We start from the raw sequence: 24,961 nt of genomic DNA on the forward strand, positions 1-24,961 counted from the left end.
GTAGTGAAGATCTTAGTGACCGGTGGGTTGGGTAATTTAGGATTATGGTTTGTAGAATATTTTTTATCGATTGGTTATGACGTTACAGTTATAGGGCGAGTTGAGAAGGTTCTTATTAAGCATGAGCGTTATACATTCCTCAAAGCTGATGTTACTGATTTGGACTGTTTGCAAAGCGTGATAGGTTGTTATTACGATTGTTGTGTCCATACGGCCAGTTTAAATGAACATTTTTTAGATAACTACTCGAAAAACGCTTTGTTAGTTAATGCATTAGGGACAGATAATCTGTGTCATGCGCTGTCTAGATTCGGTGTTGGCAAGTTAGTTTATTTGAGTACGTTCCATGTTTATGGCGTGGTATCTGGACGAGTTACAGAGCAAACACCTGTTAGGCCCCTTAATGACTATGGCCTCACACATTTTTTTGCTGAAAAGTATATAGAGAAACATCATCGTAACTCGGGACTTAATTATTGTATTTTCCGGTTAACTAATAGTTACGGTTGCCCAAAAGATAAAAATACAGATAAGTGGTATTTACTGTTAAATGATTTGTGCCGCGCGGCTGTAGAACATGAAAAGTTGGTATTAAATACTGATGGTAGTGCGCGAAGAGATTTTATTTGGATGGATGATGTAGCGCGTGTCGTTCATGAAGCTTTGTCACCAGAGCGTTTTTTGAGCGATTGTTATAATCTCAGTTTTGGGGAATCGTTACAGATTGCTGACGTAGCAAAAGCAGTTGTGTCTGCTTATGTAAGTGAGTATTCAAAATTGTTACCTATTAATATAGATCTCGCTAGCGTCCCTGAAACGGATTCCTTAGTCGTTGATAATAGTAAGTTATTATCTGAAATTAATTTTGTTTTTTCAGATAGGCTAGAGAGAGAAGCACGACTTATTATGACGATGCTAAAAGGAGCGAATGATGGGTAAGGCGCCTCTCGTTAGTGTTATCATCCCTTTATACAATGCCGAAAATTATATTTTAGAAACGCTTGAGTCTGTAGCTAATCAAACGTATACGAATATCGAAATCATTATTGTTGATAATGCGTCTACGGATAATAGCACGATGCTGGCCAAGCAATTTTGCATGTCTCATCCTCAAGCTAGGTATTACTCTACGCCGGTTAACTCGGGCGGCCCTGCGGTGCCTAGAAATTTAGGTATTAATGTAGCAAAAGGTCGTTATATAGCTTTTCTCGATTCTGATGATGTCTGGAGCCCCGATAAATTGGCATGCCAGGTGAATTTGATGGAGGATAGTAGCGTCAATTTTACATGCACAGCGTCTTCTCTTATTGATGAGAACTCTGTTCGAATCGGAAAAGTAGCAAAACAGGGGACAAAAAAAACGCGGGCCTATGGGATCAAATCACTTTTGTTTAGAAACACAATAACAACTTCTTCTGTTGTATTAAGTGCGGACCTGCTAGGGGACCGTCGTTTTAATGAAAGCGCAGAGTTTGTAACTGTTGAAGATTATCACTTGTGGATGACATTGATTGCTTTGCCTGAGTGCCAGTTTCAACATATCGATCGCACGTTGTTGGACTATCGCTATATGTCGGCATCGTTAGGTCAAAAAGAGGGGAGGTACCGCTTTTTAGCAAGGTCTCTGCTAGCTAGTTCTATGTTCTTAGTGCAAAGTAAACAGTACACTTTAATGCCAATTTCGTTGCTTTCTCACTTAATTAGAGCGGTGTTGCTAAAGCTTAAAGGCTTGGATAGTTAATTAATGAAAGTTTTAGTGACGGGTGCTACGGGCTTTATAGGTGCGGTTTTAGTTAAGGCGCTGCTTAAAGAAGGTCATGCTGTTTCGGTTATTAGCCGGCGAGACTGTGATTTTGATCCCCAGGTTACGGTCTATCAAATGGATCTATTAGAGAGTGATTTCGGTGATCTAGGTTTAGCGAGTTTCGACGTGATCTTTAATTGTGCAGGGGAGCTTAAAGTTAGTAGTAGGATGAAGTCTCTACATATAGATATGCCTCTGAAAATGCTTTCTTTTTTGAGGGGAAGTTCATGTCGTTGGGTGCAGTTAAGTAGTGTAGGTGTTTATGGTAAGCAGATGGATGGTGAGGTTGATGAGACTACACCATTTAACCCTTCAGGTGATTATGAGGTAACAAAGGCTGATGCTGAGCATCAAATTGTTTCTTATTGTCGTGCTAATGATATAAGTTATTCAATTTTACGTCCGTCTAATGTTTTTGGTGAAAATATGCCGAACAATTGGATGAGGAGCTTAGTCAAAACTATTGTGAATGATCGTTTTTTTTATATGGCTTCACCTTCTGAGGTACAGATGAACTTTGTGCATATTGATAATGTCGTTGCCGCATTATTGCTATGTGGATTTCACTCTAGGGCGATTGGGCAAGCCTTTAATATTTCAGATCATTTATCACAGAATGTATTTGTAGAGTGTATTTGTCTGGGGTTAGATAAGCCCATTCCTAATAAAAATGTACCTGCGATTGTTGTTAAAATAGGTGTGCACTTATTGGGCTGGCTGCCTAAGTTCCCTTTCGGTATCGGAGCTATTAATGCTTTGACGACTAGAGCTGTTTATTCAACGTTAAAAATTGAAAAAGAGTTAGGGTTTAGGAAAATAAAACCTCTTTATTTCGCTTTAGATGAGTTTGTTAAGTCGTATAAGTGAAGAATGGATTGATATTAATGAGGGAGCAGTATTCTTTTGAACAAAAATATCTGTTTTGTGACTGCAACGTCAGCAACGGTTGATGCTTTTTTAAAAGGGCATATTAACCAGTTAGCTAAGCATAACAATGTTACTGTGGTAACTTCTTTAGGTGAAACACCGCTAGCCCTCCCAGAAAATGTTGAGCAAATTAATATTCATATATCTAGAAAAATTTCCATTTGGTCTGATATAAAATCACTGATATGCCTTTGGAAACTTTTTTTTAACTCAGATTTTGAGCTTGTAGTGTCTGTTACCCCGAAAGCTGGATTACTTAGTATGATGGCAGCCTTTTTATGTCGTGTTCCAGTACGGATCCATTGGTTTACTGGTCAGGTTTGGGTTACTCAGTCGGGTTGGATGAGGTCACTGCTTAAGTGGTGCGATAAGATTACAGCGCTGGCTGCGACAAATATACTGACGGATAGCCAAAGTCAGATGGAGTTTATTATAAAGGAGGGGGTAACGTCCGAAGATAAGCTTCAAATTATTCATCAAGGCTCAATTTCGGGGGTGGATCTTGATAAGTTTAGCCCTGATGCACAGCAACGCTGTGTTGCCCGTGAAGAAATAGGAGTGGGAAGCAATGATACTCTTTTTCTTTTTTTGGGTCGTTTGACGCAAGATAAAGGGGTGTTAGATTTAGCTGTAGCCTTTCAGCAGTTAGCCAAAGTTGAAAATGATGTATTTCTTGCCTTTATTGGCCCTGATGAAGATGGATTGCAACAGGAAATCCTTTCAATCTGCAACGACTGTTCAGACAAAATCTACTTTAAAGGATTCACCGATAAGCCTCAATATTATTTTTCTGCTGCAGATGTGTTTGTGTTACCTAGTTATAGAGAAGGTTTTGGTACCTCAGTAATAGAGGCAGCGGCAATGTCTGTTCCCTGTATAGGGAGTAATATTTATGGGCTGTCTGATGCGATAATTGATAAAGAGACAGGTGTTTTATTTCCTTGTCAGGATACAGCTGAGCTGCAGCATGCAATGAGCCGCTTAGCGCAAAATCCGGATTTACGAAAAACGATGGGGCGTGAGGCTCGGTTGAGAGTTCAAGCTGAGTTTAGCTCAGAGTTGGTTACAGAAAAATTTGTTAGTTATATACATAGTAAAATGGGTCAATAGCGTGAAGGTATACTGTTTTTTTCGTAGATTTTTAGATGTTGTTATAGCACTGTCTTTAATGGTTTTGCTGGCACCTGTGCTCATGGTTACAGCGCTTTTTATTAGAGTGAAACTGGGTTCCCCCATATTGTTTTGCCAGCTTCGCCCCGGATTGAAGGGGAGCCCTTTTAAAATGTATAAGTTTCGCACTATGTTGGATCAATGCGATGAAGCTGGGGTGGCGCTGTCAGATGATCAACGCCTTACACAATTTGGTAAAACGCTCCGTTCAACGAGTCTTGATGAACTGCCTGAGTTATATAATGTTTTGAAAGGGGATATGTCTCTTATTGGGCCTCGACCGTTATTAATGGAATATTTACCGCTTTATAATGAGAAGCAAAAACGGCGTCATGATGTAAGGCCCGGTATTACAGGTTGGGCTCAAGTTCATGGTCGTAACAACCTGAGTTGGGAGGAAAAGTTTAACTATGATGTTTGGTATGTGGACAATTACTCCTTCAAAGTTGATATAAAAATTATTTTGTTATCAATCAAGGCCGTATTATCACGAGAAGGTGTAAGTGCCGAGGGACATGTTACAGTAAAAAAATTTATGGGTAATGAAAAGTGAAACTGGCGATATATGGGGCTGGAGGACATGGGCGAGTGGTCGCAGATGCTGCTGATTTAAGCGGTATTTGGTCTGAAATAATTTTTTTTGATGATGCCTATCCGGACTTCAAATGTAGTGGTCGTTGGCCTGTTATAGGTAGGTTGGTTGATTTAATGTCTATAGTGTCAACCTATGATGGTATTGTTGTTGCTGTGGGTGCGTGTGATGAGCGGCTCCGTTTATTGGAACTCATTCAAGCCGGTGGGGGGAATATTGTGTCTGTCGTCCACCCTAGTGCGGTTATTGCTTCGGACTGCTCGTTGGGTGATGGTGTCGTTGTTTGTGCTCTTTCGGTTATTAATACGGGCTCATCTATCGGTAATGGCGTTATTATCAATACGTCAGCAACTATTGATCATGATACGCACCTCGCTGATGGGGTTCATATCAGCCCAGGTGCTCATCTGGCTGGGGGGGTAACTGTGGGGTTGTCTTCTTGGATAGGCATTGGCGCAATAATTAAACAGCAAGTAATTATCGGTGATCAAGTTGTGGTTGGCGCTGGAGCTGTTGTTCTTAAAAATGTACAGTCGGGGCTTACGGTTGTAGGTGTCCCTTCGACTCCAATTTATAGTGGTTTAGAATAAATGTTAAATACTCCGTTCTCCCCTTGGCCGTGTTATACCGTAGAAGAAGCTAACGCTGTTTCATCGGTACTTTTGTCTAATAAAGTGAACTATTGGACAGGTGAAGAAGGGCGAGCTTTTGAAAAAGAGTTTGCTCAATGGTGTAATTCTAATTATGCCGTTGCTGTTTCAAACGGTACGGTTGCACTTGATTTAGCCCTGATGGCACTGGATTTGCCTCCAGGTGGAGAAGTGATTGTAACTTCTCGAACATTTATTGCATCAGTGTCAGCTATTGTCAATGCTGGCCTCAGGCCTGTTTTTGCGGATGTAGATACAGATACACAAAATATCTCAGCTGACACTATTGCTAATGTTTTATCTTCCGATACTTGCGCAGTTCTTTGTGTCCATCTCGCAGGGCTGGCTTGTGATATGGATCCTATTTTAGAGTTAGCAAAAGAATGCAAACTGGCCGTTATTGAAGATTGTGCTCAAGCGCATGGTGCAGAATATAAAGGTCATTCAGTTGGTTCATTTGGTGATGTGGCGTGTTGGTCGTTTTGCCAAGACAAAATCATGACAACGGGCGGTGAAGGAGGGATGGTCACTACAAATAGTGAATCTGTTTGGCGTCGAGTCTGGTCCTTGAAAGATCATGGTAAAAATTGGGATAAAGTTTACTTGCCTCAAAAAAAACAAGCCTTTCGTTGGGTACATGATTCTTTTGGAACAAATGGGCGTATGACAGAGATGCAGGCAGCTATAGGGCGACTACAGTTGTTGAAAATGCCGAACTGGCATCGAGCACGGACGAATAATGCTAATCGAATTATATCTGTATGCAGGAAGTTAAAAGGTCTCTATGTTCCTGAAATAAAACCTGATTTTAGGCATGCTTGGTATAAATGTTATGTATATGTCTGCCCCGAAGAGCTTTCGGAGGGGTGGAGTCGAGATAGAATTGTCAGTGCAATCGTTTCTGCCGGGGTGCCTTGTTATAGTGGTTCGTGCTCTGAGGTTTACTTGGAGGAGGCGTTTACTGATTATGATTTTACCCCTTCTCCTCGGTTATGTGGTGCTAAAAAGTTGGGCGAAACAAGTTTGATGTTCTTAGTGCACCCGACATTAAAGCCCGAAGAGATAGAGAAGACAGTTAACGTTATATCAAGTGTTATGTGTGAGGCGACGATTTAGCATGCTGCCCTCAATATTAAATTTGTCTCGTAATAAAAAAAGAACGCTGTTTGTTGTTTTTGATATCGTAGCCTTAATTATGTGCTGTTGGCTTAGTTTCGCACTGCGCTACGAAGATTGGGGGGCAAATAACTTTGCTCACTGGCCTTCTTATTTGTTGGCCCCAATTGTATCGATTCCCATTTTTGTTCGTTTAGGCTTATATCGCGCAGTTATTCGCTATATAGGCTATAAAGCTTTATGGACTGCGGTAAAGGCGATTACTCTTGCGTTACTAGTATGGGCAGTTGCAACTTATATTTTGGGGCTAAGTGTTACGGTTCCACGTTCTGTTATTTTTATTTTTTGGTTTATTTCGATTGTCGTTGTTGGCGGCGCGAGAATGGTTGCACGGTGGGTTATCCTTCATCAGTTTCCTGGGGGTGAGCAGAAAGCAAAATTAGATTCTGAAAGAGTAATAATTTATGGTGCTGGCGCATCTGGGCGTCAATTAGCAGAAGCCTTGTATCACTCTAAAGAGTTTATAGCGGTCGCCTATGTAGATGATAATTCCAAGCTGCAAGGGCTGGATGTGAACGGTATTTGTGTGTATAGCCCAGATGAAATAGATTTATTAGTTGAAAAATATGGTGTAAAAACTGTGCTTTTAGCAATTCCATCGGCTTCTCGACAGCGGCGTAGAAATGTTGTGGATAAGTTGTCTGTCATTGCAGTTAAGGTATTAACTCTGCCGGGGTTGACTGATTTGGCCGGCGGAAAGGTTAGTGTATCTGATGTTCGAGAAGTGGACATAGCTGATTTGCTTGGGAGAGAAGAGGTTCGTCCTAATCAAGAGTTACTTGACGCTTGTATTCAAGGCAAAAGCGTTTTGGTGACCGGAGCTGGCGGCTCAATAGGGTCAGAACTTTGTCGTCAGGTCTTGAAGCAAGGTCCTTCGGTTTTAGTGCTGTATGAGATGTCTGAGTTTGCTCTTTATAGTATCGATAAAGAGCTTTCAAGTCTTGGGTTGGATGTTGAGATTATTTCGATTTTAGGGAATGTTTTAGATGGTCAGCACCTTACTATGGTTTTGCGTGAATATAATGTTAATACTATTTATCATGCCGCTGCGTATAAACATGTTCCGTTAGTTGAAAACAACAATGTAGCAGGTATTAGGAATAATCTTATAGGGACTTGGAGAACGGCTGAAGCGGCTCTAGAGTCTAAGGTGAATAATTTCGTACTTGTTTCTACGGATAAAGCTGTGCGGCCGACTAATGTAATGGGGGCAAGTAAACGGTTTTCAGAACTGGTGCTGCAAGCGATAAGTGATAGGGAACACGGTAGCTCTAATACACGTTTCACTATGGTTCGATTTGGCAATGTTTTGGGTTCTTCTGGCTCAGTTATTCCTTTATTTAAGGAGCAAATTAAACAAGGTGGCCCGGTCACTGTTACGCATCGAGATATCACTCGTTATTTTATGACAATACCTGAGGCTGCTTCGTTAGTTATTCAAGCGGGTTCAATGGGGGCTACCGGTGATGTATATGTTTTGGATATGGGGGAGCCTGTTAAAATTGAGAACTTAGCAAAGCAGATGGTCAATTTGACAGGTTTGTCTGTGAAAGATGCTGATAACCCTAATGGTGATATCGAAATCCAATATACAGGCTTACGGGATGGTGAAAAATTATATGAGGAACTGTTGATCGGAGATAACGTTCTTAGTACTGACCATCCAATGATAATGCGAGCACAAGAAGAAATGATAGAATGGAATGAATTATCTATAATATTGGTGCAGTTGCAGCAGGCGCTAGATCGATATGATCATCAAGAAATTAGGGATATCTTATTAGACAATGTATCTGGTTATCGTCCCCAGCATGGCATTAAAGATATTCTTTATAGTCAGCGAACGCCTTAGCAAATAATCTGATTTGCGTATTTTTATGGGGATGTAATGTGCCCCGGACCGGCTTTTTTATCGGCTGTATTTTTATGGCTGTATATTGTTGTTTTGCCTTTCTAGTTTTTTATTGGTTTATACGAGTAAATTCACTTGGATTTAAAATTTGACTCTCTAAATATACGAAAGTTCCCACTATATTTATGGCTTTTGTTTTTTATATATTCTGTTCTTCTGGCTTCGTTGTTCCAGAATTATATAGTGCCTACCTTTCTGAACCCTGGCAATCAGTTATTAAGTGGTGATGCGGTCCTATTTGATCAAGTTGCGTGGTCTATGGCTGAAAGGATAAAGTTACATGGTTGGTCGGAAATTTCTCTGTTTAGTAACTCTTTGGAAACTGGAAATGTTGTCGTAGCGGCGATTGTCTATTCTATTTTTGGTAGAGATCCTTCTTTTATTATTCCTGTTAACGCAATATTACATGCAACCTCTGGTCTTATGATGTTCGTGTTAGCTTTTGAATTAACAAATCAAAGAAAAATTGGCCTAGTTGCAGGGCTAATGGTTAGTATTTTATTTGTTGTTTTTCCTTCAGCACTTAATTGGTATGGCCAACTACATAAAGATGGATATGCCATATTAGGAACGTTATTTATTATTTATGTATGGGTGAAAATATTTTCTAGAGATTTTGATTTTAGTTTATCTCTTGTCATTATGAGTGTGTTAGGGATCTTTCTTATTGGTTTTGTTCGCCCCTATGCCTTATTGCTGACATTTGTAGTTCTAGTTACATCGGTTACTTGTGTTTTATTAGTACAGCTGTGTTCTAAAAGAATCACGATTGATCGAAAAAGATCTGCGTTTGGCGTTGTTTTTATAGTCTTTCTGTTAGCTTCATATTTTACAATTAGTGATAGTGCTGTTCAGGTTAAAAAAACAATTGGTGATGCAGGTGTAAATCAGGTAGAAGATTGGAGTTGGCAGGATACGGAGTGGGTTCCAAATAAAATTGAAAGGTATGTTCAGGGAGCCGCGACCGTAAGAGCTATTTTAGCTACGAGTAATGTTGAACAGGGGGCGAAATCAGGTATTGATTTAGATGTATTGCCAAATGATATTTTGGGTGTCATTGCTTACCTGCCGCGCGCGACTCAGATTGGTATGTTCTCGCCATTTCCATCTGATTGGTTAGATAGTTTGAGTTTAATGCGATTAGTTTCAATTGCTGAAATGTTGATCTATTACAGTTGTGCTGCTGGTTTATTTCTCTTATTTGTATATAACCGCAGTCCTAGTATTTTATTTGTTGCTATTTTTTCTGTTTTCTTTCTTAGTATTTTAGGTTTTAGTGTTGTAAATGTAGGATCACTATATCGAGTGAGATGTGCCTATGTTTTTTTAATAATGATGTTAGGTTTAATTGGTTGGTTTATTTATTTGAGCCGCAGGCAGCACGTTATTAACTTAGCTAGGTACTTTAGTAGATTAAAAGAAAATGGCTCAGAACGGTTGCGGTTAGTTTTTCTTAGCTGTTCGATAATGTCAATCACATTGCTGTCGTTTATCCTTTTCTTTTTTCGTGACCTTTACATGGCAACAACATATGGTTTGGTCGGAGAGCTGGATGTCTTTTTTTTAGCCTTAATGATACCGATGACTGTAGTTTCGATTGGTTGTATCCCATTTGGGGCCTCTTTTATACCAGTGTTTATTGAACTGCTGCGTACAAAAGATGAAAGTGAAGTAAGAGAATATGTTAAGGGGCTAATCTCTGTTGTGCTCGTCGTGCTGGCTGTTGTATCCATGTTCGTATGGTATGCCTCAGTCCACCTGATTCCAGTTATCTCTTCTGCTCATACGTCAATGTTGGATGACTTTCTTTTGTGGGGTATGGTTTTACTTGTTGTGAGTGGTCCAGTTGTAATTGGAAACTCTATACTTAATGCTAAAGGCAAGGTTGCTTTTGCAGGTGTTTCACAATTGGCAGTTCCTGTTATTGCTTTATTTATTTTGTATTTTTGGGGCGAAAATAATATAAAAGCAGGCATGATTGGTATGGTTGTGGGACAATTTGTGAATTTAGTATTAGTGCAGCTATATTTGTCAAAATTTGGTTTTACTTTATTTCCTCGTATGCATTGGAAAGCGCTTAATTTTAATAACATGTTTTTTTCAATGCAGTATTACTCCCTAGTTAGTTCTTCTTTTTTTCTTGCCTTATCAGTATTTGTTGGTAGCTTATTGGCAGTGTCCTTGTCTGAAGGTGCAGTTACGTTATTGAACTTAGGTAATAAAGTTGTGCTTTTGATGACTGGGTTGGTTGGTAGTGCAATCACATCGGTATTGTTGCCTCATTTCTCAACTATTATAGCTAAAGGTGAAATGGAGAAGGCGCGTCAGGATCTTCTGTTTTTTATGATGTTGCTTATATTACTGGTTCTCCCCGTTTCTGGCATTCTCATGTCTTTTCCTGATTTTTTTGTAAACATGATATTTGGCGTTGCAGAATTAACGGCTGATGACTTATCGGACCTGTCTAGAATCATGGTGTTTTCGGCTATTCAGCTACCTTTTTTCACATCTTTAATCTTGATGATTAGGTTTTTGGTTGCAGTTAAAAGAGTTTCGATTGTTTTACTTGTTGCTTTTGTTGGTTTAGTAGCAAATATTTTATTAAGTCAAATATTGATGCCTCATTTGGGTGTGTCAGGTATTGCCTTAGGTGGGGCTTTATCGGTTGTTGTTGCTACTATTTTATTAGCATGTTTTTTTGTGGTTCATGGTTACTTTTCGAAGTCATCTTTTCTTATGTTTGTGCTTATTTCTTCGGCGTGTATGTTAGTTTTTTCGAGTATTATTATCCATAAATTTCAAGGTTTATTGTTTGTCGTTTTTATTTCCTGTCCGTTGATTATTTATTTTATTAAGAATTCGGCTATGCGAGCTGATAGTAATAATGTTGAGTAATTTTATTTTTACAGTTTTTTGGTTATTAACAATATCTGTATGTAATTTTTTAGTGTCATTACGGCCTATTAGTTAGAAAATACTCTAATCACTTACGTGAGTAATTAGGATTTTAGCTCTGTATCAAGAGTCCCCTACATCACTGTACGTAGTCTTCTTAACTCGCCTGATTTGTGTGATTGTCTCGGTTTTGAGCATTACTGCCGATGATCGAAAAATCGACGCTGACTTCAAAACCATCGTTTCGCCCCGTCGCGGGGGAGTTAAATGTCATCGTTGCTCCCACGCCCGTGACGATGGCATCGGCAATCGCTAAGCCGAGCCCTAAGCCTTGCGCCTTGGTCTCTGATCTAACAAAACGGTGCTGTAGTCGTGCTAGTGTGTCGGCAGGGATCACCCGGGCAGCATTCACAATATTTAATATCCCGTTGGCAGAAAAGCTAACCTCGATCGGTTGGTCTGAGTCCCCATGTTTGATGGCATTGTCGATTAAATTGCGCACTAAAATAGCAAACGCATCGGGATTTATCGCCGATTTAAATTCGCTGGGCGGTAGCGTTAACCGAATACTTTCCGTCGGAGCTGATCGCTGGCTGTCATCAACAATCAGCTGCAAGAGGCCTGTGAGGTCATTCTGCTGCGTTGCTAACAGACCGCCGCCCTCCGCCTTGGCTAACTGCATCAGTTTTTCTGACAATGCAGATAAACCTCGTATGGTCGTTTCAACTTTCTGCATCTTCTCTTTAAGTGGGCGATCTGAAACCCCATGCTGCAAACGTTGCATCTGAGCTAGCGCCGTTGCAATAGGCGTGCGCAACTCATGGGCACTATTGGCGGTAAAGGATCGTTCCGATTCTAAGGCTCGGCGTAAGCGTTCCAATAAGTCATTTACCGAGGTAGCGATTGTGTGAAGCTCGGTTGGCAGGTCTTTGGTTTCGATCGGTGAAAGATCGCCACTACCACGGGATTCAATCGCTTTTCTATAAACCAGCACGTGACGCAAACTGTAACGCACAAAGGCCCAGGTCCCGATAAAGCAGAGAGGGATCAACAAGAGGAGTGGCCAGAGTAAGCTAGCGGCCATTGCGAAGATGGCTTTTCGCCTTTGAGTTAGAGGCTCGGCAACCTCGATGTGTAATGTATTTTGCACCGCCCACGCCCCATAGAATCGGTAATTTTCCGATGAACTAAAACCTTTTAATAACGTTTTATTGAACATCAGCGGATCCGCATTATGGGATTTTAATAAAATCGCACCTGACGCATCACGTACAAGGTATACCAGCGGTTCATCGTGAGTTTCGAATGACATGATTTGTTGTAATTGGCCAGGCTCCTCTCGGTTGGTTATCTCAACCACTGCGAGGGGCATGATGCGTTGAGCCGTTTCGGCCAGTGCACTATCGAAGAGGGTATTCAGCTTATTCTGTGAAACATAGACGGTGCTCAATAGTGCCAATAACCAGAGTAACGTCACACCCACGGTTAAGCCAATACCTAAGGTTTTTTGGAGGCTTTTTGGTGCCTTTACCTGCGTTGATCTCATGAGGACCTCATGCGATAACCTAGCCCGCGCACGGTTTCTAACTGGCCTTTATCCAGTTTTTTCCGTAGCCGACTAACATAAACTTCAATGGTATTGCTTTCGATCTCGGCGCCAAAAGCATAAAGGTGATCCTCCAGTTGCAACTTTGAAAGGACGTTACCCGGATGTTGAATAAAGGCTTCAAGCAGCGCCCACTCACGGGCCGTTAAATTGATGGCCACACCCTCACGAGAAATACTGTGCTTGTTAAGATCAACATCTAATGTGCCGACCTTAATGATAGGGTTTGGGTTGCCACTGTAACGCCGAGACACTGCCGCGATGCGAGCGGAGAGCTCTGATAGGTCAAAGGGCTTTACCAGATAATCATCCGCGCCGGCATTTAACCCTGCGATGCGATCAGATAGCTGATCTCTGGCGGTTAGAATAATCACGGGCGTTGTTTCACCGGCCCTGCGTATCTTTTTTAACAAATCGATACCGTTGCCGTCCGGCAACATGAGATCAAGCAGAATCAAATCATATTGGGTGATCTGTAAGCTGGCGTCCGCATGGGAAAGATTGTTAACCCAATCGACCGCGTGACCTTCATCGGTTATCTGATCTCGTATCACTTCCCCTAAACCCTCGGCATCCTCTACCAGTAACAATCGCATCTCTTATCCTTAGATCTTTGCAGTCAGGCTGATCATAACCAAAATTCCTGACAATAAACTGAAAGCGCCGTGATTAATAATATCAACACATAAACTCTCTTACAGTTTACGCCTCACTGATTGATTAGGCTCGATTAATCCAGCTAATGCCTTCAGCTGATTGTCAGGAATAGGCGATAACATATGCGCTAAATGCAGTACTGGATGGCTAAGATGAAACCGAAAAAACTCAATATTACGCTGGCATTGATTACCGCCGGCATTCTGATTATCTGGGGCTGGAGCTACCAGATGAGCACGACGGTAAAGGCTTCGCTACCTTGGGAGATTTATGACAACGGCCTCTATCTGAGCGGCTTGTTATCCCTCGTATTTATGTCAGTGACTATGATGCGGGCTACTCGTCCAGTTTGGTTAGAAACATCCTTTAATGGTCTCGATCAAATTTATCGCCTGCATAAATGGGCCGGTATTCTAGCGGTTATTTTTGCCCTATCTCACTGGTTAATTGAGATGGGTGACGATCTAGTTAAAGCGCTCTTTGGCCGAGCGGGACGTTTGCCTGATCAAGACGTTTCAGGTTTTACCCACATGATGAGAGAGGCGGCAGAAGGGATTGGCGAATGGGGCGTCTATCTGGTGTTTGTCATGCTGATACTGACGCTCTGGAAACGCTTTCCTTACAACCTCTGGCACTCTGTACACCGAGCGATGCCGCTGATTTATCTAGCACTCGTATTCCATGCTGCCTGGCTAGCGCCTTTGGTTTGGTGGCAACAACCCATTGGCTGGCTGATGGGGTTATTACTCGCAGGCGGAAGTTTCGCGAGCGTCTTATCGATCAAAGGGCTAATAGGGAAATCACGGCAGGTGCAGGGCAGCATTACCTCGATCTCAACATCAACCATGGGTATCACCGAAGTGAAGTGTCAGTTGGAGCACCCATGGAAAGGTCACCGTGCTGGCCAGTTTGCATTTGTAACCTTTGAGCCTAGCGAAGGCGCGCACCCTTTTACCATTGCCAGTGCGGATCATGGTAATGGTCAGATCACCTTTCACATTAAAGGGCTGGGTGACTATACGCGGCAGTTGGGTTATCGGTTAACAATCGGCGATCCCGTCACCGTTGAAGGGCCTTATGGTCAGTTCAACTTCAAACAGCGTAAGCACAATGCGGCACAAGTTTGGATCGCCGGCGGGATTGGCGTCACACCTTTCTTAGCATGGCTTGAAGCACTGCAAAACCAGCGGGAAGACTCTGTCGAAGCTGAGCTGCATTATTCCACCCATGATGGTGCGACAGATCCTTTTGTTAAGCGATTACAGGCAGCCTGTATCGGTTTAAGCGGCATCCAGCTGCAGATACATGACAGCAGTCAGGGCCACAAACTCACGGCTGAGCAACTCCTCACACAACACCCTAAGGCAAAAGTGATGGAGGTCTGGTTTTGTGGCCCCTCAAGCTGGGCCAATACCTTAGAAAAAGAGCTACGTGAAAATTTACAAGGATCTCTGTCGTTCCGACAGGAAGCGTTTGAACTGCGCTAAACCTATAACACTGACCGCCTTCAGCTGAATGTCAGCAAAGAGGTTTAGGATAAACACTGAAGCCATTAGGAGGTACAACATGAAAAATACACTAATTACTGCCTTTTTAAGCACCTGCTTGATCAGTGGTGCCGCGCTAGCCAGCGATGATTGCACCGACCCAACCGTCGATTGGCAACCTAAAGAACGTCTCCGTCAGATGATGGTAGACAATGGCTGGGAGGTAAAGCGCATCAAAGTGGACGATGGCTGTTATGAGCTCAAAGGACGCGATCGCAAAGGTCATCGAGTTGAAGCGAAATTCTCACCCGCTTCGCTGAAGATTATGGAACTTGAAATCAAGTTTGATGGTTCAGATGACGCATCTGATTACCTTAACTTAGGTAACCAAACCCGACAAACGTCTGCTGATGACTTAAACAGCGGCAGTAACACGCCAACAAACAAACCAAAAGCCACGATCGAATAAATGTAAGGGAGATAAAATCATGAAACGTTTAGCAATAACCCTGTGTTTGATGGCTGCAGCTTTACTATCTTCACAATCTTATGCACGTGACGTCACCCTCACTACCGAACTAAAAAACTACGGCGGTGACGGTGCTTACCTAGCTATTTATTTAACCAATGCCCAAGGTCAGTATCAAAAAACGCTATGGGTCGCAGGTAAGAAATTAAAATATTACAAGCACTTGAGCGGCTGGGCACGGGGGAGTGGTCAACGTAAAAGTGAATACGATGGACTGTCTGGTGCCAGCGTTACCGAGGGTAAGACATTAACGGTCACCCTTGATCTGCCCGACACCTATATTGATGCAGGGTTTCAGCTCCACGTTGATACCGCTGTCGAAGATATGCGAGACAACCGTAATGATGTTGTCGTGCCCTTCACCAGCGAAGGGGTCGATAAACCCAATAATGGCCGTGGTTATATCAAAACGTTCACCTATTCGTTTTAAATAACTGCCTAGGAACCCCGTCATGTTACGTCAGTTTCACTCCCTGTCCGGCTTGATAGCAACACTGTTCGTTGTGCTGCTCACCATCTCCGGTGCAGTGCTCTCGCTTGATCCGCTTCTAGAGCGATCGCAGGCTAAAATAGCGGGCACATCGTCAATCAGCGTGGCGGAGTTAGCGGGTAAGCTTATCACTCGCTACCCTGGCACCGAGCAAATACAACGACATCCGTCAGGCAGTATCATTGTTTACTTTACTGACGGCGACCAAACAGGAGCGGACCTAATCAACCCGCTAACGGGGGCAACGATTGGCGCCTATTCCAGCTCACCCATTATGGTGTGGATAAAAAACCTGCACCGTTCTTATCTGTTAGGGACTCCTGGACGAGTTGTAGCTGGGGTTGCCGCTTTCTTTATGCTGCTGTTAACCTTTTCCGGTGCCGTCATGTTGATCAATCGCCTCGGCGGTTGGCGCCATATTTTTCGACCGATCCAAGGGCCCTTTAAGCAACGACTACATACCGAGGTCGGTCGAGTGGCGGTACTGGGCCTGATATTATCAGCTTCTACCGGCCTGTATATGTCAGCCATGACTTTTGAGTTGATACCCGACTACTCATCGGCTGAGCCCGGTTTCCCAACCCATGTCGATGGCGGCGTACCTGCATCTATTGATACCCTGTCAGCATTAAAAGTGATTCCTATCACCGAATTCAGAGAGCTGGTTTATCCCTATCCAGACGACCCAATGGGTGTTTATTCCATTACCACTGATCAAGGAAGTGGCTTCGTTGATCAAGCAACCGGTCAGTTGCTCTCTTATCAAGCTTACGGTAACCCACAAAAACTCTATGAGTTTATCTACATGTTACACACCGGCGAAGGGCTATGGTGGCTTGGTCTATTGCTTGGTTTGAGTGCGCTCGCTGTGCCATTGATGGCATGGACCGGTATCCAGATTTGGTGGAGCCGTAAACAATCCGCCACAACCATAAACCATAATAGCGCTGCTCGCCTTGCCGATACCATCATTCTGGTTGGCAGTGAAAGTAACAGTACGTGGGGCTTTGCCAAAACCTTGCATGACGCTCTTCATCGCTTAGGATTTCAGGTTCACACCGCCCCCATGAATCAGCTTGGCCATCATTATCCACAGGCAAAACGGATGTTTATGCTGACCGCCACCTATGGTGATGGTGACGCACCGGCATCGGCAAATCATTTTCTGACACGACTGGCGAAAATGACGAAGACACCCGATGTTCCTGTTGCCGTCTTAGGTTTTGGCGACCGTCAGTTCCCTGAATTCTGCCAGTTTGCCAAAGAGGTTGAGGCCGCGCTCATCACCAAGGGCTGGCCACAGCTACTACCATTCGAAACCATCCATCGACAATCGCCACAGGAATTTTCCCGCTGGGGGCAGGCGGTGAGTAGCGTTCTAGATAAGGAATTAACACTCGTCCATATCCCGGCTCATCCCGCTAGCACGACGTTGACGCTTGTCGAACGCGTCGATTACGGTACAGCGGTGCAGGCACCAACGGCGGTATTACGCTTCAAGTCACCGGAAGGGAGTCATAAAGGTCTATTAAATCGTTTACTGAGACGCTCCGGCTTACCGCATTTTGATGCAGGCGACCTTGTGGGTATCTTACCGCCAGGCAGCAGTGTGCCGCGATTCTACTCGCTGGCATCCGCATCGAAGAATGGCGTGCTCGAGATCTGCGTTCGTCATCACCCTGACGGGGTATGCTCCGGCTTTCTTCATGGGCTAGCTATCGGCGACACCGTTGAGGCTTTCATTAAGCTTAATCCGAGCTTTCGCCCAGCATCGGGCAAGGCACCGATAATACTGATCGGCGCGGGCACCGGCATTGGACCGTTAGTCGGTTTTATCCGTAATAATAAAGCGCATCACCCGATACATCTTTATTGGGGCGGTCGCTCTCCACAGTCTGATTTTCTCTATGAGACCGAACTCAAACGCTACCTAGAAGATCAGCGGCTAACTAAATTGAATCCGGTTTTCTCCCGTATCAGCCAAGGTGCATATGTGCAGAATAAAATTACTGAAGATGATGTGGAGCTACGTCAATTGATCGGAGAAGGCGCACAGTTCTTAATATGTGGCGGTCGTAACATGGCGAGTAGCGTAGCGGTTGCAGTGGATAAGGTTATCGCTCCTCTAGGGGGCGATGTGGCGACACTGAAAGCTCAGGGACGCTACCGTGAAGATGTTTATTAGCTGATCCATTGGATGAGTCACTTAGAATCGGGGCTTAACGGCTAAGGAATGGCTGTAACTGAATAAAGTGGTGGGCCTAGCAGGACTCGAACCTGCGACCGATCGATTATGAGTCGAGCGCTCTAACCAACTGAGCTATAGGCCCTCAGATGCAAGAGTTCTCTTGCGAAACCAATACGATATTTATCAAAGCTGAGTTTGTATCGTTTAGTTTGAGGTTCTCCTAAAAGGAGAGGGCGCCAATAATACCTAGTCAGAATCATTGGCGCAATAGTTTGATTTAAAAGAATTTACTAGTCGTCAATAAAGCCGCGTAGATGTTCTGAGCGGCTTGGGTGACGGAGCTTGCGGAGCGCTTTTGCTTCGATCTGACGAATACGTTCACGGGTTACATCAAACTGTTTACCAACCTCTTCGAGGGTGTGATCGGTATTCATTTCAATGCCGAAACGCATGCGTAGTACTTTAGATTCGCGTACTGTCAGCCCTGCTAGCACTTCACGTGTCGCTTCGCGTAGGCCTTCACCGGTTGCGGAGTCTACGGGTGAAGAGATGGTAATATCTTCAATGAAATCACCAAGGCTCGAATCTTCGTCATCACCGATCGGTGTTTCCATTGAGATCGGCTCTTTAGCAATCTTCAATACTTTGCGTACTTTATCTTCAGGCATCTCCATGCGTTCAGCTAGCTCTTCTGGTGTCGCTTCACGACCCATCTCTTGTAGCATTTGGCGGGAAATACGGTTCAGTTTATTGATCGTTTCGATCATATGAACTGGAATACGAATAGTACGTGCTTGGTCGGCAATAGAGCGCGTAATCGCCTGACGAATCCACCAAGTGGCGTAGGTCGAGAACTTGTAACCGCGGCGATATTCAAATTTATCAACCGCTTTCATAAGGCCGATGTTACCTTCTTGAATGAGATCCAAGAACTGTAAACCACGGTTAGTGTATTTTTTAGCGATAGAGATCACGAGACGAAGGTTAGCTTCAACCATCTCTTTTTTCGCGCGGCGCGCACGGGCTTCGCCGATTGACATTGCGCGGTTGATCTCTTTAATCTCGGTTAAACTGATACCTGTTTCGTTTTCAGTTTGAATGAGTTTGCGTTGCGCGCGTTTAAGCTCAATCAAGTTTGTTTTGATTGCGCGTGCATAGTCATGTGATGACTCAATAACAGAGGTGAACCATTCAGGGTTCGTCTCGTTACCTGGGAATTCTTTAATAAACGTTTTACGTGGCATTTTTGCGCGTTGAGTACAGATGCGCATAATTGTACGTTCTTGGCGACGAATATTCTCGATGGTTGAGCGCACTCGGTTAACCAGTGCTTCGTAGTAGCGAGGCGAAAGCTTGATAGGAGAGAAATACTCGCCTAATGCGTCTTGGGCTTTACGGTATTCTTTGCTGTCGCGGCCATGTTTTTCTACTACGTCTTTTAATGCAATCAGATGATCGCGAACGAGACCGAAGCGACGTGCTGCTTCTTCTGGATCAGGCCCTTTCTCTTTTTCTTCTTCATCGTCATCATCATCGTCATCACTGGATGCAACAGGGCCAGGAGGTGGGATAACATCGTCATCATCAGCATCGATGTAACCACTGAAGATGTCGCTTAGGCGGCCTTCTTCGGCAATGGTTAAGTCATAGGCTTCGATAATTGCATCAACAGTACCAGGGAAACATGCGACAGCAGACATAACTTCACGCAGGCCTTCTTCAATGCGCTTAGCAATGCTGATTTCACCTTCTCGTGTCAGTAGCTCAACGGTACCCATTTCGCGCATATACATGCGTACGGGGTCGGTTGTGCGACCGGCATCGGATTCCACAGCAGCTAAGGCCGCGACGGCTTCTTCGTCGGCTTCAACTTCGGCGGAGTCGCCTTCGGTCATTAGAAGTGTTTCTGCATCCGGGGCTTCTTCTGACACGGAGATACCCATGTCATTAATCATACGGATGATATCTTCTACTTGATCCGGATCGGCAATGTCCTGAGGTAGGTGGTCATTGACTTCAGAGTAGGTAAGGTAGCCTTGTTCCTTACCACGCGCGATCAATTCCTTGAGGCGAGACTGCTGTTGCTGAGAAGTATCGGACATAAGACCCTGTGACTTGAAAAAAATGGATGAAAATTTGAGCAGGCCATTATAACGATGAAGTATCTAATTTGCTAGGGAAAAGGCCGTGCCAGTTTTTTTGAATTACCTGTTAAAAATAGACTATATTCAGCGACTTGCTGTAAAAATCCTGTAATTCGTTAAGTTATATGGTGTCTGCGCGGGTGTTTTTCAAGTGGGTGGGGTTAATCTTTTACTATATCTTTGAGGCGGTGAAGTTTTTGTAGTTTTTGTGCCAAAGATATTTTTTCTTCTTTGCTTAATTGGTGCTTTTTCTGAATAGCCGAGATCTCAAGTTCCAGTGCTTTTAGCTCTAACCCGTGTTGAGAGTCTTTTAGGTATAGGCGCGCATCGGCTTCTGAATGTATCTCTAGAGAGGTCGAGATTTCGTAAAGGTTAATAATTGTTTGTGATAATTTTTCATCTTCTCGCCAATCGACCGCTAGTTGTCCAAGGGTTGCATTGGGGTTGGAGGAGTAATAATTAATCAGTTGAATCAGCAGTTTTATATCTTGCTCTTCAGATAGGCTTAGCCCTTCTGGGAACTGATGAGCCGTTGCGAGTTGTGGGTAATGCAGGAGTAGGGCAATCAGTTTTGCTGCAAATGATAGTTCGGTGTTTTGAGTGCGTCGTTGTTGGGGTCTTGGCTCTTTTCGGAACGTGTTCTTGCTTCGGTTGTCCCGATCTCTGCTGGGGGCTGGGTCTGAGGGTGTTGATGGGTAATCTTGACTGCCCGCGTCTGAATAGTGGTTGTTGTCGCTAGGGTAGTAGTCATAGTCAGCGTAGGCGTTGTCCGGTTGTGCGGTTTCAGTAGGGCGCACTGTATTCGTAGGGGTAATGGCTTCGTGAAAGTTAACCGTCGTTTGTAACTGCTCAAGTGATAGGTTGGTTAACTCACATATCCGGTCGAGCATCATCTGTTGCAGAAGGCTCGGTCGCATTGAGTTGATGGCTGGCAAAACATCGGTGCTAAATCGTGCGCGCCCATCCATGCTGTCTAGATCCGCATTTTCTGAATAACTTTTAAAGAAGAACTCTGATAGTGGTTGTGCTTTGGCGAGTCGTTCGCTAAAGGCTATCTCGCCCTCTTGTCGGACTAAACTGTCAGGGTCTTCACCATCGGGTAAGAAAAGGAAACGGGCTTCTTTTCCATCTTCGATGACCGGCATGGTTGTTTTAAGTGCGCGTATGGCGGCTTCGCGCCCTGCATTATCCCCATCAAAGCAAAAAATAATCTCAGGGACAATTTTAAACAGGCGTTCTAAGTGTTGATCGGTTGTGGCTGTGCCTAATGTTGCTACGGCATAGTGGATACCGTATTGGGCTAAGCCAACAACGTCCATATAACCTTCGACGATGATAAGTTTGTCGAGCTTGCTATTATGCTTTCGGGCTTCATACAGGCCGTAGAGCTCTCGGCTTTTATGGAATGTCGGTGTTTCGGGGGAGTTGAGGTATTTGGGTTTATCATCCCCGAGTACACGGCCTCCAAACGCGATGGTTCTGCCTCGTTGATCCCTAATAGGGAACATGATGCGGTTGCGGAAGCGATCATATCGGCTATCTCTGTTTTCATTGTGGATGAGTAGCCCGGCTTCTTCTAAGCGTTTTGCCTTTTCTGGATCGTTGCCAGCTAAGTGGGTCAGTAGGTTGTCCCACCCTGAAGGCGCAAAACCGATAGAAAATGCTTTTGCTGCTTGTCCGCTGAGTCCACGAGATTTGAGGTAGTTAACGGCGTCAGAGCGAGTATCGTTAGTACGCAGTTGATCTTCATAGTAGGTTGTTGCCGCCTCAAGGAGTTCATACAGTGTTTTAAGCTGCTGATCTTTTTCCCGTTGTTGCGGGGAGTCGTCGCGGGGAACTTCCATGCCTGCGGTTTTTGCGAGTTCTTCAACGGCTTCAGGAAAGCTGATGTTCTCGTATTCCATCAAAAATCCGAGTGCATTTCCGCCAGCGCCACAGCCAAAGCAGTAATAAAATTGTTTTTCTTGGTTGGCTGAAAAGGAAGGGGTTTTCTCTTTATGGAAGGGACATAGCCCTGAGTAGTTTTTTCCCGCGCGCTTAAGTTTTTGGACGCGACCATCCAGCACATCAATAATGTTGATGCGTGCTAAGAGATCATCAATGAAGTTCTGCGGGATGCGTCCGGCCATAGTATCTGCTGCGGGTTAATGTTCAGCGGCAGTTTAGCTAGATAATTCTGATTTTACGAGTTTAGAGATAATGCCCATGTCGGCGCGGCCTTGTACCTGAGGTTTTATTAGCCCCATTACTTTACCCATGTCTTGCATGGATTGTGCGCCGGATTCCTCTGCAGCTTTTTTAACAATCGCTGCTACTTCTTCTTCGGTTAGCGGTTGCGGCAGGAAAGTTTTAATCACCTCCAACTCCCGTCGCTCAGCATCAGCAAGATCCATACGTGCCGCTTCTTCAAATTGTGAGATAGAGTCTCGGCGTTGTTTAGACATTTTGTCTAGTACCGTAAGGACTCGTGTATCATCCAGCTCAATGCGCTCGTCAATTTCGATGCGTTTGAGTTCGGCTAACATCATGCGAATAGTGCTTAAGCGTTCCTTATCTTTGGCACGCATTGCAGCTTTCATCTCTGTAGTGATTTGCTGCTTAAGCTCTGACATGACTTACCTCTAATTATCTGAATGGGATCTAATGTATATCTCGTTTATTAGTACAAGCGTACGCGACGTGCGTTTTCGCGAGATACTTTCTTCGCGTGACGTTTTACAGCTGCTGCTGCTTTACGCTTACGTACAGATGTTGGCTTCTCGTAGAATTCACGACGACGAACTTCAGCCAAAACACCGGCTTTTTCGCAAGAACGTTTGAAACGACGTAGAGCTACATCAAATGGCTCGTTTTCTTTAACTTTTACAGCTGGCATGTTTTAACAAACCCTATAATTGTTGAGTTAAATACAATAAAACTTACTATAAAACGGACGGTTTTATGGCAAGGCGCAAAATTCTATTCCTTTCCCTAAGTTAAGTAAAGCAGTTAATGGTGCGATGCGCTATTTTATGTGCAGGTCGTTAAGGGCAAGGGTATAATGCGCGCAAACCTCGAATGAGTCTGTAAGGTGGTAGGTCAAGAATGCGTGTATTGGGAATTGAAACATCTTGTGATGAAACGGGTGTTGCTATCTACGATAGTGAGCAGGGGTTGCTAGGGGATGTCTTATATAGCCAAGTTAAAATGCATGCTGAGTATGGTGGTGTGGTACCTGAATTAGCCTCCCGTGATCATGTGCGTAAGCTGTTACCCCTACTGGATGAGGTGTTTCAGAACGCGGGTTTAGAAAAGGGTGATGTGGATGCGCTTGCTTATACCTCGGGCCCCGGTCTTATTGGTGCATTAATGGTGGGTGCGTCTACTGGGCGTGCCTTAGCATTGGCGTGGGATAAACCGGCAATAGGTGTTCATCACATGGAAGGGCACCTTTTAGCACCGATGCTTGAAGAACATCCGCCGTCATTTCCTTTTGTGGCACTGCTGGTTTCAGGAGGCCATACCCAGTTGGTTCAAGTGGATGGTATAGGTCAATATGCCCTGCTCGGCGAGTCGCTAGATGATGCCGCCGGTGAAGCGTTTGATAAAGCAGCAAAAATGTTAGGGCTTGATTACCCTGGAGGACCTTTGGTGGCCCAACATGCTTTACAGGGTGACCGTACGCGTTTTCGTTTTCCCCGCCCAATGGTTGATCGCCCCGGTATGGATATGAGCTTTTCTGGGCTTAAAACCTATACGTTAAATACGGCTAATGACCATCGCGATAACGATGGTCGAATTGATGATCAAACGATGTGTGATATCGCTGCTGCGTTTGAAGAGGCGGTTGTTGATACTTTGGCGATTAAGTGCAAGCGTGCATTACAGCATACCGGCTTTAAGCAGTTAATTATTGCTGGGGGGGTGAGTGCTAACCAGCGATTACGTGAACGTCTCGAGGAGATGGTCGTTAAAGAGCGGGCTGAGTTATTTTATGCACGTCCTGAGTTTTGTACAGATAATGGGGCAATGATTGCCTATGCGGGTTGTCAGCGTTTAATGGCGGGGCAGCATAGTGGCCTTGAAATTGTAACAAAGCCCCGTTGGCCTTTGGATACATTAGCGCCGTTGTAAACGGGGTCAGGAGCTAAGGTTAAAAACGAGGCTCTTTACCTTGTAGTAAGTTACTTATATTTACGCGGTGGCTGAGTAATAAAAGTGCCGAAATAATAAGTATTGCCGGCAGATAAGTGGGTTCTGTTAACCCGACAATAATCGGTGTAATTAAGACGGTTGCTATAGATGCCAGTGAGGCTGTTCGGCTGACAGCAAAAACCAGGCACCAGATGCATGATTGCAGCACAGTGATGGGCCAGAATAAGCTAACACATACCCCAAAGGTTGTGGCTATACCTTTACCGCCTCGAAAAGAGGAAAATAGCGGGAATAGGTGCCCAATAATAGCCGCTAAAGCGCAGAATGACTGTTCGGTACTTGAAAGCTGTAAAAGAGAGCAGGGTAAAAGTGCTAATATGCCTTTTCCTGCGTCGCCGACAAGGGTGAATAGGGCGCCTTTGCGCGAGCCGATGCGTAGCACATTGGTTGTTCCTGGGTTGCCAGAGCCTTTTTTTCGAGGGTCGGGGATGTTCAGCGCGTGGCAAACGAGTACGGCTGTGGGGATTGAGCCCCAAAGGTAAGCTAGAAAAACCAGTCCAATGGTGATTAAGCCAGTATCGGTCATCATCAATCCAAGAG

At 44.1% G+C, this 24,961-nt stretch carries 21 protein-coding genes and 1 tRNA gene; 14 read left to right on the plus strand and 8 right to left on the minus strand.

What is annotated here, in order from left to right; genetic code table 11:
* Positions 1 to 3: 3 nt before the first annotated feature.
* From A3773_RS07035 to murJ, 9 genes are all read left to right on the plus strand, one after another.
* Entirely contained in the window at positions 4 to 939 is a 936-nt protein-coding gene (locus tag A3773_RS07035; protein WP_067984450.1) for an NAD-dependent epimerase/dehydratase family protein, read from the plus strand.
* Positions 929 to 1,741, plus strand: coding sequence for a glycosyltransferase family 2 protein (locus tag A3773_RS07040; protein WP_082800564.1), 813 nt, complete (start codon positions 929 to 931; stop codon positions 1,739 to 1,741). Before A3773_RS07035 ends, A3773_RS07040 begins: the two co-directional genes overlap by 11 nt.
* 3 nt (positions 1,742 to 1,744) lie before the next feature.
* Entirely contained in the window at positions 1,745 to 2,671 is a 927-nt protein-coding gene (locus A3773_RS07045) for an NAD-dependent epimerase/dehydratase family protein (RefSeq protein ID WP_067984454.1), read from the plus strand.
* Positions 2,672 to 2,707: 36 nt separating this feature from the next.
* Positions 2,708 to 3,841: a glycosyltransferase family 4 protein gene (locus A3773_RS07050; RefSeq protein WP_082800565.1), complete on the plus strand. Its 1,134-nt coding sequence runs from the start codon at positions 2,708 to 2,710 to the stop codon at positions 3,839 to 3,841.
* Position 3,842: 1 nt separating this feature from the next.
* Positions 3,843 to 4,454: a sugar transferase gene (locus A3773_RS07055; protein ID WP_269454489.1), complete on the plus strand. Its 612-nt coding sequence runs from the start codon at positions 3,843 to 3,845 to the stop codon at positions 4,452 to 4,454.
* A complete protein-coding gene (locus A3773_RS07060; RefSeq protein ID WP_067984458.1) occupies positions 4,451 to 5,083 on the plus strand; it encodes an acetyltransferase in 633 nt (210 codons plus the stop codon). Before A3773_RS07055 ends, A3773_RS07060 begins: the two co-directional genes overlap by 4 nt.
* Positions 5,084 to 6,259: a DegT/DnrJ/EryC1/StrS family aminotransferase gene (locus A3773_RS07065; protein WP_067984460.1), complete on the plus strand. Its 1,176-nt coding sequence runs from the start codon at positions 5,084 to 5,086 to the stop codon at positions 6,257 to 6,259.
* A gap of 1 nt (position 6,260) precedes the next feature.
* Positions 6,261 to 8,171 carry a polysaccharide biosynthesis protein gene (locus tag A3773_RS07070; RefSeq protein WP_067984462.1) on the plus strand — a complete coding sequence of 637 codons (1,911 nt, stop codon included), beginning with the start codon at positions 6,261 to 6,263 and terminating at the stop codon, positions 8,169 to 8,171.
* A 318-nt stretch (positions 8,172 to 8,489) separates the two neighbouring features.
* The gene (gene murJ, locus A3773_RS07075; RefSeq protein WP_156473460.1) at positions 8,490 to 11,126 is read left to right on the plus strand and encodes a murein biosynthesis integral membrane protein MurJ; all 2,637 of its coding nucleotides are present in this window, start codon (positions 8,490 to 8,492) and stop codon (positions 11,124 to 11,126) included.
* Positions 11,127 to 11,283: 157 nt separating this feature from the next.
* On the opposite strand, the gene A3773_RS07080 is transcribed toward murJ, so the two are convergent.
* Positions 11,284 to 12,672: a sensor histidine kinase gene (locus A3773_RS07080; RefSeq protein ID WP_067984466.1), complete on the minus strand. Its 1,389-nt coding sequence runs from the start codon at positions 12,670 to 12,672 to the stop codon at positions 11,284 to 11,286.
* A complete protein-coding gene (locus tag A3773_RS07085; RefSeq protein ID WP_067984468.1) occupies positions 12,669 to 13,328 on the minus strand; it encodes a response regulator transcription factor in 660 nt (219 codons plus the stop codon). Before A3773_RS07085 ends, A3773_RS07080 begins: the two co-directional genes overlap by 4 nt.
* 204 nt (positions 13,329 to 13,532) lie before the next feature.
* Between A3773_RS07085 and A3773_RS07090 the strand changes: the two genes are divergently transcribed.
* The 4 genes from A3773_RS07090 to A3773_RS07105 all read left to right on the plus strand — a co-directional run bounded on the left by A3773_RS07090 (position 13,533) and on the right by A3773_RS07105 (position 18,080).
* Entirely contained in the window at positions 13,533 to 14,876 is a 1,344-nt protein-coding gene (locus A3773_RS07090) for a ferredoxin reductase family protein (protein WP_231902161.1), read from the plus strand.
* Between the two features lie 79 nt (positions 14,877 to 14,955).
* Positions 14,956 to 15,345: a PepSY domain-containing protein gene (locus A3773_RS07095; RefSeq protein ID WP_075109504.1), complete on the plus strand. Its 390-nt coding sequence runs from the start codon at positions 14,956 to 14,958 to the stop codon at positions 15,343 to 15,345.
* Positions 15,346 to 15,364: 19 nt separating this feature from the next.
* Complete coding sequence (locus A3773_RS07100) at positions 15,365 to 15,835, plus strand: DUF2271 domain-containing protein (RefSeq protein WP_067984470.1); 471 nt, start codon at positions 15,365 to 15,367, stop codon at positions 15,833 to 15,835.
* A gap of 22 nt (positions 15,836 to 15,857) precedes the next feature.
* Positions 15,858 to 18,080: a PepSY domain-containing protein gene (locus A3773_RS07105; RefSeq protein WP_067984472.1), complete on the plus strand. Its 2,223-nt coding sequence runs from the start codon at positions 15,858 to 15,860 to the stop codon at positions 18,078 to 18,080.
* Between the two features lie 68 nt (positions 18,081 to 18,148).
* On the opposite strand, the gene A3773_RS07110 is transcribed toward A3773_RS07105, so the two are convergent.
* The 5 genes from A3773_RS07110 to rpsU all read right to left on the minus strand — a co-directional run bounded on the left by A3773_RS07110 (position 18,149) and on the right by rpsU (position 23,102).
* Positions 18,149 to 18,225 (minus strand) — tRNA-Ile (locus A3773_RS07110).
* A gap of 148 nt (positions 18,226 to 18,373) precedes the next feature.
* Entirely contained in the window at positions 18,374 to 20,185 is a 1,812-nt protein-coding gene (gene rpoD, locus A3773_RS07115) for an RNA polymerase sigma factor RpoD (protein WP_067984474.1), read from the minus strand.
* A 203-nt stretch (positions 20,186 to 20,388) separates the two neighbouring features.
* A complete protein-coding gene (gene dnaG / locus A3773_RS07120; protein WP_067984476.1) occupies positions 20,389 to 22,356 on the minus strand; it encodes a DNA primase in 1,968 nt (655 codons plus the stop codon).
* Between the two features lie 33 nt (positions 22,357 to 22,389).
* Positions 22,390 to 22,839, minus strand: a complete 450-nt coding sequence (locus A3773_RS07125) for a GatB/YqeY domain-containing protein (protein WP_067984479.1) — start codon at positions 22,837 to 22,839, stop codon at positions 22,390 to 22,392.
* Positions 22,840 to 22,886: 47 nt separating this feature from the next.
* Complete coding sequence (rpsU, locus tag A3773_RS07130; RefSeq protein WP_067865199.1) at positions 22,887 to 23,102, minus strand: 30S ribosomal protein S21; 216 nt, start codon at positions 23,100 to 23,102, stop codon at positions 22,887 to 22,889.
* 209 nt (positions 23,103 to 23,311) lie between these two features.
* On the opposite strand from rpsU, the gene tsaD reads away from it, so the two are divergent.
* The gene (gene tsaD, locus A3773_RS07135; RefSeq protein WP_067984481.1) at positions 23,312 to 24,340 is read left to right on the plus strand and encodes a tRNA (adenosine(37)-N6)-threonylcarbamoyltransferase complex transferase subunit TsaD; all 1,029 of its coding nucleotides are present in this window, start codon (positions 23,312 to 23,314) and stop codon (positions 24,338 to 24,340) included.
* Positions 24,341 to 24,359: 19 nt separating this feature from the next.
* Here tsaD and plsY read toward each other — a convergent pair whose 3' ends face one another.
* On the minus strand, positions 24,360 to 24,950 hold the full coding sequence (plsY, locus tag A3773_RS07140; RefSeq protein WP_231902162.1) for a glycerol-3-phosphate 1-O-acyltransferase PlsY: 591 nt from the start codon (positions 24,948 to 24,950) through the stop codon (positions 24,360 to 24,362).
* Positions 24,951 to 24,961 lie beyond the last annotated feature (11 nt).

Source organism: Neptuniibacter pectenicola (genome assembly GCF_001597735.1).
GTDB lineage: Bacteria > Pseudomonadota > Gammaproteobacteria > Pseudomonadales > Balneatricaceae > Neptuniibacter > Neptuniibacter pectenicola.